Origin of the sequence: Sphingomonas flavescens (assembly GCF_030866745.1) — a bacterium.
Lineage (GTDB): Bacteria > Pseudomonadota > Alphaproteobacteria > Sphingomonadales > Sphingomonadaceae > Sphingomicrobium > Sphingomicrobium flavescens.
The window spans coordinates 462011-481345 of sequence record NZ_CP133016.1 but is presented as its reverse complement, the minus strand read 5'-3'; the positions used below and the strand labels follow the sequence as shown (position 1 = coordinate 481345).

The window sequence follows — 19335 nt, the reverse complement described above, 5'->3', positions numbered from 1 at the left end:
GTGGCCGCCACCCGTTCGTTGAGCTTGCAGGATCAGTTCCTGAACAGCCTGCGGCGCGCCAAGGCACCGGTGACCATTTTTCTGGTCAAGGGCGTCAAACTGCAAGGCGTCGTCACCTGGTTCGACGCGTTTTCGCTTCTCCTGCGGCGCGACGGGACGATGCAGCTGCTCTACAAGCACGCCATTTCGACGATCATGCCGAGCGAAAAACCGGTGGATTTCGTCGCAACGCGCCTGACCGCGGAAGGGGGGAAGGCCAGTCTGCAAGACCTGTTCCTTGCCGCGGCGTCGCGCGATGCCGAGCGGATGACGCTGTTCCTCGTTAACGGCGTGATGTTGCAGGGAACGGTGACGGGCTTCGATCAATTCAGCCTGATTCTCGAGCGCGGCGCGCAGTTGCAGCTGGTCTACAAGCACGCCATCTCGACGTTACAGCCGGCTCATTCGCTCGACCTTGTAGCTGACCATGCCGGCGATAAGGAGACGGACAACTGAGTCCTGCATATGATGGCAATGGCGCGATTGAGGTTGCACGCGGCGAGCGGGCGATCATCGCGGTTCCGGAACTCCCGCGCGAGGGGCTTCGGCGCTCTGCCGATGCCCGGATTGAAGAGGCGGTTGGCCTGGCCGCCGCGATCGGCATCGAAGTCATGGCCGCGCGAGCGTTCCGCGTGCGCGCCGTTCGACCCGCGACATTGCTCGGGAAAGGGCAAGTTGAAGAAATCGCAGAACTCGCCAAGGCCAACGATGCGCATTTGCTGATCGTCGATGCCGCCTTGACGCCGATACAGCAGAAGAACCTGGAGACCGAGAGCGGCACCAAGGTCATCGACCGAACCGGCCTGATCCTCGAAATATTCGGCGAGCGGGCGGCAACTGCCGAGGGGCAGCTTCAAGTCGAACTGGCCCACCTGCAATATCAGTCGGGGCGTCTCGTTCGCAGCTGGACCCACCTCGAACGTCAGCGCGGCGGCTTCGGCTTCCTCGGCGGCCCCGGCGAGACGCAGATCGAAGCCGACCGCCGGATGATCCGTGACCGCATGGCGAAGATCCGTCGCGAACTCGAACAGGTGAAACGCACGCGCACACTGCATCGGGACCGCCGCCAGCGGGCGCCGTGGCCTGTAATTGCGTTGGTTGGCTATACGAATGCCGGAAAGTCGACGCTTTTCAATCGCCTAACCGGGGAAGCTGTGTTCGCCGAAAACCTGCTGTTCGCGACCCTCGACCCCACCATGCGCGACATCCGCCTGCCGGGTTTCGACAAGGTGATCCTGTCCGACACCGTTGGTTTCGTGTCCGACCTGCCGACCGAGTTGATAGCGGCGTTCCGCGCTACGTTGGAAGAGGTCGCATCAGCCGATCTGCTGGTTCACGTTCGCAACATGGCGCATCCCGATCGCGAGGCGCAGCGCGACGACGTCGACGATGTGCTTGCATCACTGGGCATGGCGGAGGAGGGGGCGCCGCCTCGGCTAGAAGCGTGGAACAAGGTGGATCTGCTGACCGCCGAAGAACGCGACCGGCTGACGGAAGAAGCGAAGCGCCGCGAAGACGTGGCTATGGTGTCGGCGCTTAGCGGCGAGGGGCTTGAGGAACTCCGGGAATTGATGGCGTCGCGATTGCGCAATGGCGAGCAGGTGCACGACGTCCGCCTGCCTGCGAGCGCGGGAGAACGGATTGCCTGGCTGCACGCGCGCGGCGAAGTTCTGGATCAGCGCGTCGAGGAGGATGAGGTCGCCCTATCGGTACGCTTGTCGCCCGACAATTGGGCGCGCTTTCAGGCTATGGAGTCCGCCTGAGACTGCTTTGCGCGCGTCCACAGCGCTTCTTTCTCGTCGAGCGAAAGCTCCGCAAATCCGGGCTCTTGCTCGATCGCCCTGAAGCGTTGTTCGAACTTGCGATTGGCATCCCGCAACGCGGCTTCCGGCTCGATCTTCAGATGACGTGCGAGGTTGACGACCGCAAACAAAAGGTCGCCTAGCTCCTCGTGCTGGCGATCGCGGTCTGTCTCAGCATCTAGCTCGGCGAGTTCTTCCGTGATCTTGCCTCGCGGCCCGTCGGCATCGGGCCAGTCGAAGCCGACGCGTGCCGCGCGACGTTGTAGCTTCGCCGCGCGCTCGAGGGCCGGCAGCGCGAGAGCCACGCCGGCAAGCGCGCTTTGATCGTCATTGCCTGCGCGTTCTTCGGCCTTGATCTGCTCCCACAGATGATGGCCGCCGTGCTCCGCATCGCCGAAGATGTGCGGGTGCCGGCGCTCCATCTTGCTGGTGATGTTGTCGAGCACGTCGTCGAGCGTGAACAGGCCAGCTTCTTCGGCCATGCGCGCGTGGAAGACGACCTGGAGCTGAAGGTCGCCGAGCTCATCAGCCAGCGCATCCATATCCTTGCGCACAATCGCGTCGGCGACTTCGTACGCTTCTTCGATCGTGTAAGGGGCGATGGTATCGAAGGTCTGGACGTTGTCCCATTCGCAACCGGTATTCGGGTCGCGCAGCCGGCGCATGATCTCGACGAGGCGATCAAGGGACATTTGGAGCCCCCAATCCTAGTCTGTCCAAAAGTATGATAATATGCATTATGTAAAGTATGATCACGCTAGGGTTCGAGGATGAGCCATCGTCCCTCGACCCCCCAACGGGTCAAAGTCGACAGGTAATTCATTCCAAGAACGTTGAGATTGTCGCCATCCGCGATCTCGATCGCCAGATCGCGACGAACGATGTCGCCGACCTTCAACTCACGCGCTCGGCCAGTCGCGACGAGAATGATGCCATTGCCGGTCCGCACGTAGCGATCCCGTTGCGCAGATATCGTCACGCCTGACTTCTTGGCGATGTCGCGTCCGACGGTCGTTGTGGTGGCGCCACTGTCGACCAGAAATTTGACCTTTTGACCGTTCAGCGTCGCATCGACCCAGAAATGGCCGTCGATGGCCATCGGTATACGCGTCTGCTTGCCTTCCTGAACCGGCGTGCCGAGCGCTTCGGACTTCAACCGCTGCGTCACCCAGCCGAAGTTGTCACGAAATGTGAACAGGACGAAGCCGGCGCCGAAGATCGCAATCCAGGCCAAGGCCATGGTCAGCATCCGCATCGCGGGCTCGCGGCGGGTCATCAGCGATCCGGCGACCAGCATGATGGCCATCAGCAGGTAGACCCCGCCGAGCATCATGTCGTTGGTCATCATAGCTCGAGCCCGTCGTAGGCCGGCGCCGCCCAGTCGGGCAGTTCGTTGACCAAAGTGCGATAGTCGAGGCCATTACCCATGTGGACGAGATAGACCTGGCCAACGCGCAGGTCGCGCGCGGCTCGCAATATGCCGTCCAGATGCATGTGCGTGGGATGCGGCTGACGCGTCAGGCAATCGGCAATCCACACGTCCACGCCCTCATACAGAGCCAGCATGTCGTCATTGAAGGCGTTGAAATCAACGGCGTATCCTACGCTACGGCCCTGCTCTTCGAAGCGCAGGCCGAGCGACGTGATCCCGCCATGCGGCTGATCCGCGAACCTTACGTTGGCGTCCCCGAACGACAGACTGTCGCCCAACTCACAAGGCTCGAGGATGGTTCGATAGAAGCTCGTCCGCGTGAACGCATAAGCGAAGCTGTTCCGCAGGCGGTCCAGGACGTCGCGGCGTGCGTGAATGGGCACTGGCGCGTCGATCGCTTGCGCTACGGGACGCAGTTCATCGATGCCGTGGCAATGGTCGGCATGCGCGTGTGTGACGATGACGCCGGTCAGCCGGTTAACCTCCGCCGCGAGCAACTGCTGCCGCAAGTCCGGACCGCAATCGACCAGCATCCGCTCCCCCCGGCTTTCGACCATGATGGAAGTGCGCAAACGGCGATTCCGCGGCTCGGCGGGATCGCACCGGCCCCAATCTCCGCCGATCTTCGGAACGCCGGTCGAGGTTCCGCAGCCGAGGATGCGGACTTTCACGCGATTTAGGCCCTTGCCTTGGCAAAAAGTCGGAAGAAATTTTCGGTCGTGGTCGCAGCAAGCTGCTCAGGCTCCTCGCCACGTAGCCCCGCTACGAAGGCTGCCGTGTCGACGACAAACGCGGGCTCGCACTTCTGCCCGCGGTGCGGCACCGGTGCCAAAAAGGGCGCGTCCGTTTCGACTAGCATCTGATCTGCCGGCAGCCATTTCGCCGTTTCCTGCAGGTCAGCCGCATTCTTGAACGTAACGATCCCCGACAACGACACGTAGAAACCGAGGTCCAGCCCTTTGCGGGCGAGTTCAGCGGAGCCCGTGAAGCAGTGGAGCACACCGGTGACGCCGCCCCCTTCCCTGACGGCCTCGGTCAAGATCTCCGCCGTGTCATCTTCAGCCTCCCGCGTGTGGATCACCAGCGGCAGCCCGGTCTCGCGGGCGGCATCGATGTGCGCCTGGAAGCGCTCGCGCTGCGACGCGCGGTCGGACTTGTCGTAGAAATAATCGAGTCCGCACTCGCCAATGGCAATCACACGCGGATGGTCGGCGGCTTCGATCAGCGCCGCGGCGCCAAGGTCAGGATGAGAATCAGCCTCGTGTGGATGGACGCCAACGCTGGCCCAGACATCCGGCTCACGCTCTGCGACGCCGATAATGTCCTGCCATTCACGCTGCCTGGTCGCGATGTTGAGGAAACCGGCGACGCCCCGGCCGCGTGCCGCATCGAGCACGTCGCCCTGTCGCTCGACCAACCCTTCATAATTCAGGTGGCAATGACTATCGATCAGCGTCACGCGGCGGCGTCCTCGGCTTCCGGCAATTCAAGTCGTGGAAACAGCGGCACGGGCTGCGCGATGGGTGCGCCACCTGAGCCGGCGTCGATCGCCTCGATTAGCTTGGCTGCGGCGGTCGGAATGATGGGAGCTATCGTCTCAGCCAGTTGGCGCACTGCCGCAACCAGCGTACCAAGGACAGCCGCCATCCGCTGAGGGTCCGTCTTGCGTAGCGCCCATGGGGCCTGGGCGTCGACGTAGGCGTTGCAGGCGAAGACCGCCCTCATCCAAGCATCGATGGCGAACGAGAAACCGAAGCGATTGAGTTGCTCGACCATTTCGCCCGATGTGATACCGCGCACGAGTGCAAGCAATTCACGGTCTTCGGCGCTTTCGCCGTGGGCCGGAAGAATGCCGTCCAGATTCTTGTAAATCATGGACAAAGTCCGCTGCGCCAGATTGCCGAAGCTGTTCGCCAGCTCGGCATTGGCTCGGCTAACAATAGCTTCGGCACTGTAGCTGCCGTCCTGGCCGAAGGTGACTTCGCGCAGCAGGAAATAGCGCAATGCGTCGACGCCGAACCGCTCGGCGAGCGCCATCGGGTCGACGACGTTGCCGACACTCTTCGACATCTTCTCGCCGCGGCTGAGCAGGAAGCCGTGGCCATACACCTGCTTCGGCAACTCAATGCCCGCCGACATCAAGAACGCGGGCCAGTAGACGGCATGAAAGCGGACGACGTCCTTGCCGATCAGGTGGACGTCGGCCGGCCAGTAGGTGCGCCAAAGCTCTGTGTCGTCCGGATACCCGAGCCCGGTGATGTAGTTGGTCAGCGCATCGAGCCACACGTACATGACGTGATTGTCGCTCCCCGGCACCGGCACGCCCCAGTCGAAGCTGGTGCGTGAGATGCTGAGATCCTTCAGCCCGCCTTCGACGAAGCGGACGACCTCGTTACGGCGGCTCTCGGGTCGGATGAACTCCGGATTGGCTGAGTAAAGATCGAGCAGCGGCTGCTGGTACTTCGACAGGCGGAAGAACCAGCTTTCCTCAATGGTCCATTCGACTGGCGTGCCTTGCGGCGACAGCTTCGTGCCATCGTCCGCGGAGACGAGTTCTTCTTCCTCATAATAAGCTTCGTCGCGGACCGAGTACCAACCCTCGTAGCGGTCGAGGTACAGGTCCCCCCTCTCCTCCATCGCCGCCCAGATCGCCTGGCTGGCGCGGTAATGGTCGGCCTCGGACGTGCGGATAAAGCGGTCGTAGGAAACATTAAGCGTGTCGCACATGTCCTGGAAAAGACGCGACATTTCGTCAGCGAACGCACGAGGCTCCACGCCTTTGTTGCGCGCCGCCTGGGCCATCTTCAGCCCATGCTCGTCCGTGCCGGTCTGGAAGCGGACGTCACGACCTTGCGAGCGCTGGAAGCGCGCCATCGCGTCTGCTGCGATCGCTTCGTACGCATGACCGATGTGCGGCGGCCCGTTTGGGTAACTGATGGCCGTGGTGATGTAATAAGGGTCGCCCATATTGCGCTGGCCCTAGCGGGGCCGCGCGGGGGCATCAAGGAAGCGGCGGCGCGGCTTCGGCAAGGATCCCGCCGACCTGGAACACGGTGGCCGCCGGGTCGAGTGACAATCGCGGCGCAATCGAAGCCAACTCGCGCGCCTTTGCATAAGCGTCGAGCGCACGCTCCAGGCGATCGCCCGTCATTGAGCGAGCTTCCCGCGCGATCAGCGACGGCGCGAGCTCGAGGAACGCCGCGTAGCGGTCGGCCGACGCCTTCTTGCCGAGATCCTGCGCGAGTTCCGAACGGCGGGCGTTGGTGGGATCGCCCTGGCGAAGGATCGCCAATGCCGCGTCTTCCAGCTTGGCGAGGCCGAGTTCGGCGAATGCCAGCGCCCTCCCCGCCGATCCGAACGACATGGCGATAATCTGCGCCCGCTCGGCGCCGGTCACGCCCGCTGCGTGCGCTTCGAGAACTGACGTCATGGCGTCGTCGTCCAGCGGGCCGAACTCAAGGCGGCGGCAGCGTGAGCGGATTGTCGCCAACAACCGGCCCGGCGCGTGGGTGACGAGGAAGAACAGGGTGTTCGCCGGCGGCTCCTCGAGGATCTTGAGAAGGGCGTTCGCGCCCGACGTCTCGAGATCGTCGACGCTGTCGATGACCACCACGCGCCACGGCGACAGCCCCGCGGTCATCCCCATGAACTCGCCGAGCTCGCGGATCTGCTCGACCTTGATGCTGCGGTTGAGGTTGCCGGTCTTTTCGTTGGTCAGGCGCGCGAGCTGGCGCATGTCGGGATGGCTCCCGGCTTCAACCAGTTTGACGATCGGGTGGCTGTCGGGTGTGTCGATCCCCGGCAGATCGAACGGCGGCCCAGCCGCTTCGGCGAGCACACGGCGCGCGGCGGCATGTGCGAAGCTTGCTTTTCCAACGCCGCGCGGACCGGCGAGCAGCCATGCATGGTGCAGCTTGCGAGTTCCCCAGGCACTCGCGAACTGCTGAACCGCGCGATCCTGTCCTACGATCACAGAAAGTCCTCAAGCGCTGCCAGGAGACGTTTCGTAACGTTCTCCGGCGACCCCGACGCATCGACCAGCATCACGCGATCAGCCTCTGCCTCCGCAACGGCACGAAAGCCAGCGTTGACCGCACGGTGATAGTCATCCGAACGCCCGCCAATCCGGTCGCTGCCTTCGGCGTCGCGAGCGCGCGCCCGCGCGCCGCCTTCATGGTGTACCAGAATCAAGGTGCGGTCGGGGAAGCTGTCGCCAATTCCGAACGCATTGATGGCGCGGACGGCGTCGATCTCCAGCCCGCCGGCCCCGCCCTGGTAGGCGAGCGAACTGTCGATGAAGCGATCGGACAGCACCCATTGCCCGCGGGCGAGCGCCGGGCGGATCGTCTTCTCGACATGGTCCGTCCTCGCAGCCGCGAACAGCAACGCCTCGGCGCGGGCGCCCCAGCGATCTTCACTGCCCTTCAGTAGCAGTTCGCGAATGCGCTCGGCGCCCTCGCTACCGCCGGGTTCGCGCGTAACGACGACGTCGATCCCGCGCTGACGGAGCGCTTCTGCCAGCGCCCGGACCTGCGTCGATTTGCCGACCCCTTCTCCGCCTTCGAGCGCGATGAACCTGCCGGTCGTCACGCCATCCCGAACAAAGATTTGAGACCGAGCCAGATGCGGCCGAAAAAGCCGGCCTTGCCGACATCCTCACCGGCAATGAGCGGGACGATTTGCGGGGGGGTGTCACCGGTGGTGACGACCAGCTGCGCGACTTCCTGCCCCTTGGCGATCGGCGCGGCCAGCGGGCCGTTATAGCGAATGCTGGTCTTGATGGCGCCGGTCGATAGCCCCGCCGGCACCGTCACGGCGAGATTGCGCGGCGCCACGAGCGAAACTTCGCTCGCGCTGCCCAGCTGCACCTTCGCCACCCCGACCTTAGCGCCCGCCGCGAACAGCGGTTTGGCCTGCCACGCGCCGAAGCCCCATTGGATCAGCCGCGTCGACTCCTGGACACGCGCGTTCCAGCTCGGCAGGCCGGCCAGTACTTCAATGAGGCGGCGACCGTTCTGCTCGGCCGAACCGGTGAAACCGTAACCAGCCTCCTCGGTGTGCCCAGTCTTCAGGCCATCCGCGCCGGGTACCTTGCCGAGGATCGGATTGCGGTTCGCCTGCGTGATGTCCTGCCCGGCGCCCAGCGTCTTGCCCCAGGTGAAGCTCGTCTGCCCGTAGAACTTCTTGTAAAGATCAGGGAAATGCTCGATCTCGGCCCGCGCGAGGCTCGCTAGGTCGCGCGCTGAGACATAGGTCCGCCCCTCGTCCGGCCAGCCGTTCGCGGTCCCGAAATGGCTGTTCGTCAGGCCCAGCCGCCGCGCCTGCTCGTTCATCTGGCCGACGAAAGCTTCCTCGGTTCCGGCGATGCACTCGGCAAGCACGACCGACGCGTCATTTCCGGACAAGGTGATGATGCCGTGCAGGAGGTTCTCGACGCTAACCTGCTCGTTGGGACTCAAAAACATCGTCGATCCGGCCGCGGGCCCATGCCACTTCTGCCAGGTCTCCGGCCGCACGGTGCACATCTTGTCGAGCTTCAGCTCGCCGCGCTTGATCAGGTCGAACGCAACATTGCTCGTCATCATCTTGGCCATCGACGCCGGCGGCATGCGGACGTCGGCATTCTTGTTGTAGAGGATGGCGCCCGACGACAGATCGATCAGGAAGGCATATTTTGCCGGCGTGTCGAATTGCGGCGCGGCCGCCGGTGCCGCGGTCGTGACAAGCAGCGAACCTGCAGCGGCGAGAAGAATGATACGCGGCATTAGAAGTTTCGGCCTCCCGATAAGCTTGTGCGACCCCGTCTATCGCCGCGCAATCGCGTCCGCCAGAACTCCGACCGAGATCGCGTAGAAATTTGAGCAATTGTAATCGAGGATCGCGCGATAGTTGGTGGTCAGCAGATACGCCGTCGCATCGGGGCCATCCGGCTCGATCAGGCTCGCCATCTCTGTGTCCGGTAGCCCACGACCGATCGCCGTCACACCCAGCGCGCGCCACTCTCGCATTGTCAGCCAACGGCTATGACGGCGATAGACCTGCGGACAGCGGGGTGCCGTGGTACGATTAACAAGCTGAGCGCGGTTGAGCCCGGAGGGCGTGCGCACGGGAATGCCCCAGGCGACGTTCGGTTTCCATCCGGCGTCGCGCAGGTAGGTGGCGATTGACGCAAGCCCGTCCAGTTCGTTGGACCAGATGTCGGCGTAGCCGTCACCATCGCCGTCGGCTCGAAGTCTCAAGGCAACAGATGGCATGAATTGCGGATATCCCGTCGCACCCGCCCAGCTGCCCTTGAGGCGCCAGCGCGGCACGCCTTGGTCCATGAGCTTCAGCGCGGCGACAAATTCCGCCTCGAAGAAATCCCGGCGACGGCCGTAATAACCGAGGCTGGCCAGCGCCTGTAGCAGATCGGTGCTGCCGGTGACGGTGCCGTAGCTGGTCTCATGCCCCCATATCGCCATTAGCACCGCCGGATCGACGCCAAAGCGAACCTCCAGCTGTCGAAGCGATCCGTAATGATCGGCATAGTTCGCCTGCCCGCGGCGAATGAGCGAAGTCGTTACGTGCGAACGGAGGTAGGGCGCCAATGCCCCCACCACGCCACCGCTCGTGCGAGCGATGGGCTCGGAGCGTTCCAGTTCGATAACACGCTGATTGACCGTCAACGAATAGACATTCGCCTGGACCGTAGCGTCGCTCACCCCTTGCTGCCGCGCGAGCGCGGCCAATCGGATCTTGTACGTGTACCAAGGGTCCGGCGCTGCGGCTGCGTAAGTTGGCGTCGTCACGTCGGCTTGGGCCAGTTGGACGCTGGATAGCGTTGCCGGCTCCGCCCCTGCCAAACCCGCCGCGACCAACCAGAAACCCATTCGTCGTCCCCTTCCCTGAAAGGCTAGAGGTGAAGCAGGGTCGCAGGCCAGCTTGATCCGTCCCGCCTGCTGCACAGTTCGCCGTCAATTGCCGCTTGCCAAGCGCGGTCTCCTCCCGCCAAGAGCCGCGCGACGGATGGGTGGCCGAGCGGTTTAAGGCACCGGTCTTGAAAACCGGCGACGTGCAAGCGTCCGTGGGTTCGAATCCCACCCCATCCGCCACCTTTTAACTTTCAATCCTAGCGGTGGCCGCACCGCGCGAGCTTGAAGATGGCTTGGGTCATGTCTTCTGGAGGAATTGGACTGTGGGCGAGCAGTTCGGGTAAATCTGGGAAGAAGAGATAATAGGGCACGGCAGTATGAGACGTCGGGACTTCTTCTGAAACAACCAGGTCACGGGAAGCCGCAACGAAATGCGTCTCGCCAAGGGGCCTAACCCCTCCGTCGGCAGAAGGCGGGCGCCATCCTGCACGCGTAACATCGGTCGTGGAGATCAGATTGATGTATCGTGCCGATCCTCGGTCGAAGAGAAACCAGTGCGTTGCTCTGTTCGTGCCAGATCGGACCCCGATCGCAAGATCTGACATCCAGCCGATGCTTCCTACCGAACGAAACTCGGCGCGCGCTCCGCTGGGTGTGGAATAGGTCGCTCCGGTAATTGGACAAGCGGCTGTGGCAACAGTCGGCAATACGCTGATGACGAGAACCAATAGCCGGCTGCTCATTTCGCAATGGTTTCGATCGCATGTTGTCGGTCCTCGCCTTTGCAAGCGCCAGTCACCTAACCATCAAAGCCATCGAATTCATCTTGCATTCACGCTACAAATGTAGCACTCTACAAATGTAGCGCGGCGAGTCGCCGTGCCGAAAGGAAGCGAATGCTTAGTAAACTCCCACCGCGCGAACGCCAGATCGTGGACATTCTCTACGAACGCGGCGCCATGCCTGTCGCCGATATCTGCGACGCTCTTCCCGTTCAGCTTAGTGGATCCGCCGTTCGTGCCATGCTCAAGCGCCTGGAAGACAAGGGCTTCGTGCAGCGCGATGAATCCGACCGCGGGTTCCTGTATAGTCCGGTCGTGTCGGACACCGTCGCCAAGAAGTCCGCGCTCAGCGAGATCGTCCGCGTGTTCTTCAACGGGTCGCCGGCCAGCGCAGCAAGCGCCCTGCTCGGCATGTCCGACAAACTGAAAGACGACGAGCTAAGCCAGCTCGAACAAATGATCGCCCGTGCACGCAAGGATAAGGGGTCCAAGTAATGCATATTCTGGTCGGCATTGCCCTGAAGTCGCTGCTCCTTGCGGGGCTGACCCTGGGCTTGATGCGGTTGATGAAGGAGCGCTCGGCGGCTGAACGGTCGTGGGTCGCGCACATCGGCCTGCTGGCCCTGGTGATCATGGCGTTCGCGCCGCTGGTCATGCCGACCTGGAATGTCGAAACCCCCGCGATGTTCGGCACCGCCGCGGAGACCGCACCGATTTCGCCGGTTAAGGAAGTGGCGACGCCTCCAGCGGCGGTTACGTCATCCGCGGCTAAGCCAATCGCTACACAACCGGTAACCGCTCAGCCAAGGTTCGAATTCCCTTCGCTCGGCCTGTCAGCAGCTGCGACGGCGCTTTATGCGGTGCCGGCGGCCATTCTGCTGCTCATTACGTTTCTCGCCCTTGCGCGACTAATTGCCTTGCGAGCCCGCGCCGACGTCCTTGTCGACGGCCATTGGTTGAGCGCCCTCGCCCGCGCCCAGAAGCGCATGGGTTTCAAGCATGGCACCGCCCTGCTGACCAGCGACGAGCTCGCCTCGCCGATCAGCTGGGGTCTTATGCGCCCGGTGATCCTGCTCAACAGCCGCGCCGTCGAAGCGTCGGGCGAAGCCGAAGCAATCATCGCACACGAGCTCGCGCACGTCGCCCGCCTGGACTGGATCAAGCTGCTGCTCGCACGCGTCGCGACGGCTCTGTTCTGGTTCAACCCGCTCGTCTGGGTGCTCGCTCGCGAAGCGCATCAGCTCCGCGAAGAGACTGCCGACGACACCGTGCTTGCCGCCGACATCGTCGATACCGACTATGCGCAACTGCTGGTCGGCGTCGCCCGGCACGAATGCCCCGGCCTGCTGCTCGGTGCCCATGGCGTCGCTCCGTCCAAAAGCTCGCTCGCCCGCCGCGTCCAGCGCGTCCTCGACGGCAAGCTGACCCGCGGCCCGGTCGCCCGCCCGTTCGCCATCGGCGTATTCGTTGGTGCGATCATGGTGGCGGCGCCCCTTGCGGCCCTGACGCTGACGCCAGCCGGGATGAAATCGACCCCGGCCAAAAAGGCGATCGCCGCGGGCGAGCCGCGCGACCCCTATTACACTGCGCCGAGCGAGCCTCCTGCCGATTTGCCAAGCCTCATCGCCGACGGCGTGTCGACGTCGGTCACCACGGCCGTCGCGGCAGCGACCGCGATAGCGCCCAACACCGTCCGCCACGCCGTAGAGCCGGATTTCAAGACCACCGCCCCCAACGGTGCGACGGTCGAACAGAAGGACGGCCTGTTGATCGCGCGCGCTCCGAACGGCGCGACCTCGACCATTTATCCGCCGGATGCCAACGGCCGCCGCAAGGTCGTGGCCGTCGCGGCCAATGGCGCCACCGCGGTGACCTACGCCGACGCGCGAGACTTCCGCGACACCCGCGTGCCCCGCAGCAATCGCCCGATCGACAAGGTCCTCGAGATGAAGGCCGTCGGGGTCACCCCGGAATATGTCGGCGCGATGCGCGCTGCACTTCCCCAGCTCGCCGGTGCTGATCTCGAAGACCTCACCAGCATGCGCGCGGTTGGCGTCACACCCGAATATGCGCGCGGTATGGCTGCCGCGGGTTTTCCCAGGATCACCGCTGACGAATTGGTCGAGGCACGCGCGGTCGGGCTGACCGGCGGCTACATCCAGGCCATGCGTGCGACCGGCCTTCGCGGTGACCTCGACGACTTCGTCTCGCTCCGCGCTGTCGGTGTGGATCCCGCGTTCGCTGCGCGGGTCAAGGCGTCGGGTGTAAAGGTCACCGACGCTGACGATCTCGTCGAGCTACGCGCGCTCGGCGGGACAGCGCCGCCGGTGCCGCCGCGTCCACCGGTCCCGCCGCGTCATGCGGCTGACCCGGACGGCTGACGTCACCCTAACCGACTGATCAACTCCGTACGCCGATTTCTAAGCGCCCATCCCGGGCGGACGGGCGCACTTTGCCCGGTGAACTGAAAAAGGAGGTCGTCATGAACCGCTCCATTACCTTCATCGCCGCACTGTTGTGCGCCTTCGTCACGGTCGGTTCGGCTTGCGCTGCACCGTCCGACGGCCTTCGCTTCATTCTCGAACCGCAGCGGGGCGACGGTGCCAGGCTACACGCGAGCTTCCGCGAGCAGCGCGATGGCCGCAACGACTCCAATTGGTCGAGCGGCTTCACCCCGTCCGAGCTCGTCGGGTTGGAGGTGTCCTCCTTTCGTGCTGCCGGCAGCCGGCCGCTTCACTTCTCCGTAGTAAGGGAAGCAGGCCGCCTCGATTGCGCCGGAAGCGGCGGGAACAGCTTCGCCGCGGGCAACTGTCGGTTCACGGCTGACGCAGGCTTCGCACAGATGCTGGCGTCGCGCGGCATCGGACAGCCGACGCGCGACCAGGCCTTCGCGCTGATGGCCGTCAATGCCCATCGCGCCATGCTCGATGCGATCGCCGCCGCCCGCTACCCGACACCGCGAATGGATGACGTCATCGCCCTCTCCGCCCTCGGTGTTGATGGCCGCTATATCGGTGATCTGGCCCGCGCGGGATATCGGCCGCAGAAGATCAGCTCGCTGATCGAATTCAAGGCGCTGAACATCAATGCGCAATGGATCGGCAGCTTCGCCCGCGCCGGCTATGCCAATCTGCCCGCCGACGAACTGGTCCAGCTTCGCGCGCTGAACATCACGCCGGACTTCATCGCCGGCTTCCAGCGGATCGGCTACGGCAACCTGCCGGTGAACAAGCTCGTCGAGCTCAAGGCGCTGGACATCACGCCGGAATTCGTCCGGTCGGTGACGCCCGCCAACGGCGCCGTGCCGCCGCTCAACCAGCTCGCGGAGTTGAAGATCTTCGGTCGTCGACGCTAAGGTCTCCATGGCGCTGAGCATGCGAACCTTCGCCGGGGTGGCGCGTCCCGCCCTCCCCGGCTAAGAGCGCGGCAACTTTCAGCAAGCGCGGGAAACTTCATGGCCGAGCCAGCCATCTTGCCGTTCGATTGGCAGGATCCGTTCGATCTCAATCACCAGCTGTCCGACGAGGAACGCCTCGTCCGCGACACTGCGGAGGGATACGCGCAGGAGAAGCTGCTCCCGCGGGTCACCTCGGCCTATCTCGAAGAGCGGTTCGACCGCGAGATCATGAGCGAGTTTGGCGAGCTCGGCCTGCTCGGCGCGACGATCCCGCACGAATATGGCGGCGCCGGCCTCGGCTACGTCAGCTACGGCCTGATCGCCCGCGCCGTGGAGCGCGTCGACAGCGGCTACCGCTCCGCCATGTCGGTCCAGTCCAGCCTCGTGATGTACCCCATCTTCGCCTACGGCAGCGAAGAGCAGCGCAAGAAATATCTACCCAAGCTCGCCAGCGGCGAATGGGTCGGCTGCTTCGGCCTGACCGAGCCCGACGCGGGCTCCGACCCCGGCGGCATGCGCACCCGCGCGCAGAAGGTTCAGGGCGGCTATCTGCTCAGCGGATCCAAGATGTGGATCACCAACTCGCCCATCGCCGACGTGTTCGTCGTCTGGGCGAAGTCCGACGCGCATGACGGCAAGATCCGCGGCTTCATCCTCGAAAAGGGCATGGCGGGCCTGTCTGCGCCGAAGATCAAGGAGAAACTGTCGCTCCGCGCCTCGATCACCGGTGAGATCGTGATGGACGGCGTCGAGGTCCCCGAGGACGCGCTGCTGCCAAATGTCGAGGGGCTCAAAGGCCCGTTCGGCTGCCTGAACCGCGCCCGCTACGGCATCAGCTGGGGCTCGATGGGTGCCGCGGAGGCCTGCTACGCCGCCGCGCGCCAATACACGCTGGACCGCAAGCAGTTCGGCCGCCCCCTCGCCGCCAACCAACTGGTGCAGCTCAAGCTCGCCAATATGGCGACCGAGATCACGCTCGGGCTCCAGGCGTCGCTACGCGTCGGCCGCCGGCTCGAGCAGGATGAGCTGATCCCCGAGACGATCAGCCTGGTGAAGCGCAACAATTGCGGCAAGGCACTCGACATCGCCCGCATCGCGCGCGACATGCACGGCGGCAACGGCATCTCCGCCGAATTCCACGTCATGCGCCACGCCGCCAACCTGGAGACCGTGAACACCTACGAAGGCACGCACGACATCCACGCGCTGATCATGGGCCGTGCGATCACCGGACTGTCGGCCTTCTGAGATTGTGATCTGGTGTCCGCTTTGGGTGGAAAGCGGACATTAGACTGCTAGGTTTCTGGCGATGGGCAACGAAGACCCGATAGCAATTCTGATACTCTTGCTGCCCGGGTTCTTGGGTTTGATGCTTGTTACATTTGGCGCGGTAATGATTGTCCGGCACTGGCGGCGCTAAACGTCTGCAATGGGTGAGAATTGCCGCTGGCTAATGTCTGCGTGGCTTAGGCGCCTGGCAGTCAGAAAGGTCGGTGCAGACAATTCGGACGCACGCGAACCCGGCGAAGTGTCCCAGCAGTCCCATCTCGCGCAGCGCGTGTCTCTTCACGGTCACGTCACATGACTGACCCCAGCGCTCGGCGACGCCGCACGACCTGCTGACGTTCGCCAACAGTCTGCACATCAATGGACAATCGGTTCGGGGAGATTTGGCGAGGGTTCAGAAGGAGCTTAGCGACGTGCGCGCGGCGTACCGCATCTCCTTTGAATGTGGCCAACGCGATGGCCCGATTTATGTCCGGTGGGTGCGGAGAGTCTGACGGTCATGGCAACGTTTCGTATCGGTCTGGCCAAATCACCGTGGCTCACGGCGCGCTAACAGAGTCCGTCTCGGAAGACTCCAACGCCGAGTCATTCTGGTATCGCTGAGGACGCCGCTAGTGTCCGCAATGGGTCGAAAGCGGACATTAGCCTCATCCCGTTGGCGTCTTCGGTCGTCCTGAACCAGAACAGCTATGCGGTGCGCAAAATCGCTTTTATGCTCGGTCGGCTTTTACGGGGGTGAAAATCATGATCGGCTGGATTGTCCTGGGCGTCGCCGTCCTGGTCCTGTTGTATTTCATTGCGACCTACAATCGGCTCGTGCGCCTGCGCGCGTTGGTGAAGGAAGGTTTCAGCGGCATCACCGTGCAACTCCGCCGGCGCGCCGACCTCATCCCCAATCTGGTCGAAACCGTGCAGGGTTATGCGACGCATGAGCGCGAGGTGTTCGAGGAAGTGTCGAAGGCGCGCGCGGCGTCGGTGAATGCGGGCAGCGTCGCTGCCACGGCCCAGGCCGATGCGCAGATGACTGGCATGCTCGGCCGCCTCTTCGCAGTCGCGGAGGCCTATCCGGAGCTCAAGGCCAACACCAACTTCCTGCAGCTGCAGGACCAGCTGTCGGGGATCGAGGGCGAATTGCAGAGCGCGCGCCGTTACTACAACGCGACCGTCCGCGACCTGAACTCGAGCATCCAGAGCTTCCCGCCGGTGCTGATCGCGCGGCCGATGGGCTTCACCGAAGAGCCGTTCTATCAAGACGACGATCCGGCGATCCAGAGCGCGCCGAAGGTCGCCTTCCCCAAGCCCGCAGGCTGAGATGCGCCTTCTGCGCTGGGTTGGTGCGGCCCTCGCGCTCGTTGTCGCGTCAGCGCCGGCTCACGCCGACGAGCGCATCCTTCGATATCTGAGCGATGTCCAGGTCCAGCGGGACTCGTCGCTGCAGGTGGCGGAAACGATCGACGTCCGCGCCGAGCGCAACCGGATCAATCATGGCATCTACCGCGACTTCCCGACACGATACCGCGGTCGCAACGGCAGTCAGGTCCGCGTCGGCTTTACTTTCGAGGGTGCGACCCTGGACGGACAGCCGGTCGCGGCCAGTGCCGAAGCTTACGGCAACGGCGTTCGCATCAAGGTCGGCGATCCCGACAAATATGTCGAACCGGGCGAACATCGATACGTGCTCCGCTACAGCACCACCCGACAGATCGGCCGCTTCGAGAACTATGACGAGCTTTACTGGAACGCGACCGGTAACGGCTGGATCTTTCCGATCGACGTGGCGGAGGCGAGAATTCGTCTGCCGTCCGCCGAGAAATTCGGACAACGGTCGCTCTATACGGGCGCTTACGGATCGACCGACCATTCCGCCGAGGTCGTGGAGGAGAAGCCGGGCGACATATTGATCAGGACGACGGGACCGCTCGGGCCAGGCGAAGGGCTGTCCGTCGCGGTGGCCTTCCCGAAGGACGTCGTTGCGGCACCAAGCTCGGCGAGTCGGCTGCACGACTGGCTGGCCGACAACGGACCGCCGATCGTCGGTGGCCTCGGCCTGATCGGCATCGTCGCTTTCTACATCTTCGCCTATCGCCGGGTCGGCCGGGATCCCCCCGCCGGAACCGTCGTCCCACTGTTCTCGCCGCCTGACGACCTCAGCCCCGCGGCGGTCCGTTACGTCACCCGGATGGGCAGCGACGACCGCACCTTCGCGGCGGCGCTGATCGACATGGGGGTTAAGGGCCACGTCAAACTCGTCGAAGAGGAAGGCGGCTGGTTCTCCAGCGACAAGACGCGGATCGACCGCCTGCAATCCGACAAGCCGCTGACCAGCGACGAGAATGCCGCGCTGCCGAAGCTCTTCGCCAGTGATGACTCAATCATCATGGAGCAGAAGAACCACGAAGATTTTTCGTCCGCGAAGAAGGCCTTGGATGCCGATCTGAAGGCCAAGTACGAAGGGAAACTGTTTAACAAGAATTGGGGCTGGGCGATCGCGGGCGTCCTGATTTTCATCGCCGCTTTGTGGCTCGTCGCCGCCGCGATCGTCGCTGCGGCCGGACTGGTTGTGCGGCTCGTCCTCGTATCGCTCGGGGCGGCTACGACGGCAGCGCTGCTGCTCGCGTGGGTGCAGACTGCGAGCTCGACCGGCAAATGTCTCGCGACAGGCATGGCCGCCATCTTCGGCATCCTCGCGCTCTTTACCGGCTTCCCCATCCTCGCCCAGGCGCTGGCCACGGGCTGGCTGTTGCCCTTCCTTCCCGCGCTGGCTGCGATCCCGCTCGTGATCTCCGCCTTCTTCTGGATCGACGCGCCGACGCTCGACGGGCGCAAGGTTCTCGACCGCATTGCCGGCTTCAAGCAGTATCTCTCGATCACCGAGCGCGAGCGGCTCGACCGCATGAACCCGCCCGAGGATACGCCCGAGATATTCGAGCGCTTCCTGCCCTACGCAATCGCGCTTGGCGTCGAAAACCGCTGGGCCGACCGCTTCGCGAGCGTCCTCGCCGCCGCTGCCGCGCAGGGTCAGCAGGGCTTCATGTGGTACTCCGGCAACCACAGCCCCTGGTCCGACCCCGACGGTTTCGCGAAGAACGTCGGCTCCTCCCTCTCCAGCGCGATCAGCTCCGCCTCGACCGCCCCCGGCTCGAGCAGCGGCTCCGGCGGCGGCGGCTTCTCAGGCGGCGGTGGAGGCGGCGGAGGTGGTGGAGGCTGGTAAAGCCCGGGTCCACAGCGTGGTCGGCTCGTTCCGATAGATAGCGTCCAGTAGCCGCTGGAAGCCGAGCCGCTCTGCCAGCCGCATGGAGGGAGCGTTGGTTGGTGCGATGATTGCCATCACCTCCGCCGCCTCAACTGCCTCGTCGGCCCATTGCATGAGGGCGCCGCAAGCCTCGCCGGCGAAACCCTGCCCGTGGGCTTCCGCGGCGAAGATGTAACCGAGCTCCGGCTTGCCTTCGATCGAGGGCGTCATTTCGCGGTGATAGTCGAACAGGCCCACGTGGCCGATCAGCTTGCCGTCAGCCTTCCGCTCGACTGCGAGCAGGCCGACGCCCTGCAGTTGCCACAGCCCTACCCCGCCGACCAAACGGCGCCACGCATCCTCGCGGCCGAACAGGTGGCCACCGAAATGCTCCATGACCACGGGGTCGGACAACATCGCCGCATGCGCGTCGAGATCGTCCTCGCGAAAGCCGCGCAACACCAGACGCTCGGTCTCCAGCGTGGGAGCCGAGGTCAGTGCCGAAAACCGCAC

At 64.0% G+C, this 19335-nt stretch carries 18 protein-coding genes and 1 tRNA gene; 9 read left to right on the top strand and 10 right to left on the bottom strand.

Features of this window, described 5'->3' with window-relative positions:
• Both hfq and hflX read left to right on the top strand, forming a co-directional pair.
• A complete protein-coding gene (gene hfq / locus QU596_RS02495) occupies positions 1-495 on the top strand; it encodes an RNA chaperone Hfq (protein ID WP_308516890.1) in 495 nt (164 codons plus the stop codon).
• Between the two features lie 155 nt (positions 496-650).
• Positions 651-1802 (top strand): GTPase HflX, encoded by a 1152-nt coding sequence (gene hflX / locus QU596_RS02490; RefSeq protein WP_420030934.1) that lies wholly within the window; start codon positions 651-653, stop codon positions 1800-1802.
• Here hflX and mazG read toward each other — a convergent pair.
• The 9 genes from mazG to QU596_RS02445 form a co-directional block, all read right to left on the bottom strand.
• On the bottom strand, positions 1781-2533 hold the full coding sequence (gene mazG, locus QU596_RS02485) for a nucleoside triphosphate pyrophosphohydrolase (RefSeq protein WP_308516888.1): 753 nt from the start codon (positions 2531-2533) through the stop codon (positions 1781-1783). The two genes, hflX and mazG, sit on opposite strands and share 22 nt — an antisense overlap.
• Before the next feature lie 65 nt (positions 2534-2598).
• The gene (locus QU596_RS02480; RefSeq protein WP_308516886.1) at positions 2599-3189 is read right to left on the bottom strand and encodes a retropepsin-like aspartic protease family protein; all 591 of its coding nucleotides are present in this window, start codon (positions 3187-3189) and stop codon (positions 2599-2601) included.
• Positions 3186-3944 (bottom strand): MBL fold metallo-hydrolase, encoded by a 759-nt coding sequence (locus tag QU596_RS02475; RefSeq protein WP_308516885.1) that lies wholly within the window; start codon positions 3942-3944, stop codon positions 3186-3188. The genes QU596_RS02480 and QU596_RS02475 overlap by 4 nt, the downstream gene beginning before the upstream one ends.
• Positions 3945-3949: 5 nt before the next feature.
• Positions 3950-4732, bottom strand: a complete 783-nt coding sequence (locus QU596_RS02470; RefSeq protein WP_308516883.1) for a TatD family hydrolase — start codon at positions 4730-4732, stop codon at positions 3950-3952.
• Positions 4729-6240, bottom strand: coding sequence for a methionine--tRNA ligase (gene metG / locus QU596_RS02465; RefSeq protein WP_308516882.1), 1512 nt, complete (start codon positions 6238-6240; stop codon positions 4729-4731). Before metG ends, QU596_RS02470 begins: the two co-directional genes overlap by 4 nt.
• Positions 6241-6274: 34 nt before the next feature.
• Complete coding sequence (locus tag QU596_RS02460; protein WP_308516880.1) at positions 6275-7246, bottom strand: DNA polymerase III subunit delta'; 972 nt, start codon at positions 7244-7246, stop codon at positions 6275-6277.
• Entirely contained in the window at positions 7243-7863 is a 621-nt protein-coding gene (gene tmk / locus QU596_RS02455) for a dTMP kinase (RefSeq protein ID WP_308516879.1), read from the bottom strand. Before tmk ends, QU596_RS02460 begins: the two co-directional genes overlap by 4 nt.
• Positions 7860-9038, bottom strand: coding sequence for a D-alanyl-D-alanine carboxypeptidase family protein (locus QU596_RS02450; protein ID WP_308516878.1), 1179 nt, complete (start codon positions 9036-9038; stop codon positions 7860-7862). The genes tmk and QU596_RS02450 overlap by 4 nt, the downstream gene beginning before the upstream one ends.
• Positions 9039-9077: 39 nt before the next feature.
• A complete protein-coding gene (locus QU596_RS02445) occupies positions 9078-10142 on the bottom strand; it encodes a lytic murein transglycosylase (RefSeq protein WP_308516876.1) in 1065 nt (354 codons plus the stop codon).
• A 134-nt stretch (positions 10143-10276) separates the two neighbouring features.
• On the opposite strand from QU596_RS02445, the gene QU596_RS02440 reads away from it, so the two are divergent.
• The 7 genes from QU596_RS02440 to QU596_RS02410 all read left to right on the top strand — a co-directional run bounded on the left by QU596_RS02440 (position 10277) and on the right by QU596_RS02410 (position 18801).
• Positions 10277-10364, top strand: a tRNA-Ser gene (locus tag QU596_RS02440).
• 656 nt (positions 10365-11020) lie between these two features.
• Positions 11021-11401: a BlaI/MecI/CopY family transcriptional regulator gene (locus QU596_RS02435; RefSeq protein WP_308516875.1), complete on the top strand. Its 381-nt coding sequence runs from the start codon at positions 11021-11023 to the stop codon at positions 11399-11401.
• The gene (locus tag QU596_RS02430; RefSeq protein WP_308516873.1) at positions 11401-13287 is read left to right on the top strand and encodes a M56 family metallopeptidase; all 1887 of its coding nucleotides are present in this window, start codon (positions 11401-11403) and stop codon (positions 13285-13287) included. Before QU596_RS02435 ends, QU596_RS02430 begins: the two co-directional genes overlap by 1 nt.
• 101 nt (positions 13288-13388) lie before the next feature.
• Positions 13389-14261 carry a hypothetical protein gene (locus QU596_RS02425; protein WP_308516872.1) on the top strand — a complete coding sequence of 291 codons (873 nt, stop codon included), beginning with the start codon at positions 13389-13391 and terminating at the stop codon, positions 14259-14261.
• A 99-nt stretch (positions 14262-14360) separates the two neighbouring features.
• On the top strand, positions 14361-15551 hold the full coding sequence (locus QU596_RS02420; RefSeq protein ID WP_308516870.1) for an acyl-CoA dehydrogenase: 1191 nt from the start codon (positions 14361-14363) through the stop codon (positions 15549-15551).
• 783 nt (positions 15552-16334) lie between these two features.
• Positions 16335-16901 (top strand): LemA family protein, encoded by a 567-nt coding sequence (locus QU596_RS02415; protein ID WP_308516868.1) that lies wholly within the window; start codon positions 16335-16337, stop codon positions 16899-16901.
• Position 16902: 1 nt separating this feature from the next.
• Complete coding sequence (locus tag QU596_RS02410) at positions 16903-18801, top strand: DUF2207 domain-containing protein (RefSeq protein WP_308516866.1); 1899 nt, start codon at positions 16903-16905, stop codon at positions 18799-18801.
• On the opposite strand, the gene QU596_RS02405 is transcribed toward QU596_RS02410, so the two are convergent.
• Positions 18760-19335 (bottom strand): GNAT family N-acetyltransferase, encoded by a 576-nt coding sequence (locus QU596_RS02405; RefSeq protein WP_308516863.1) that lies wholly within the window; start codon positions 19333-19335, stop codon positions 18760-18762. The genes QU596_RS02410 and QU596_RS02405 overlap by 42 nt on opposite strands.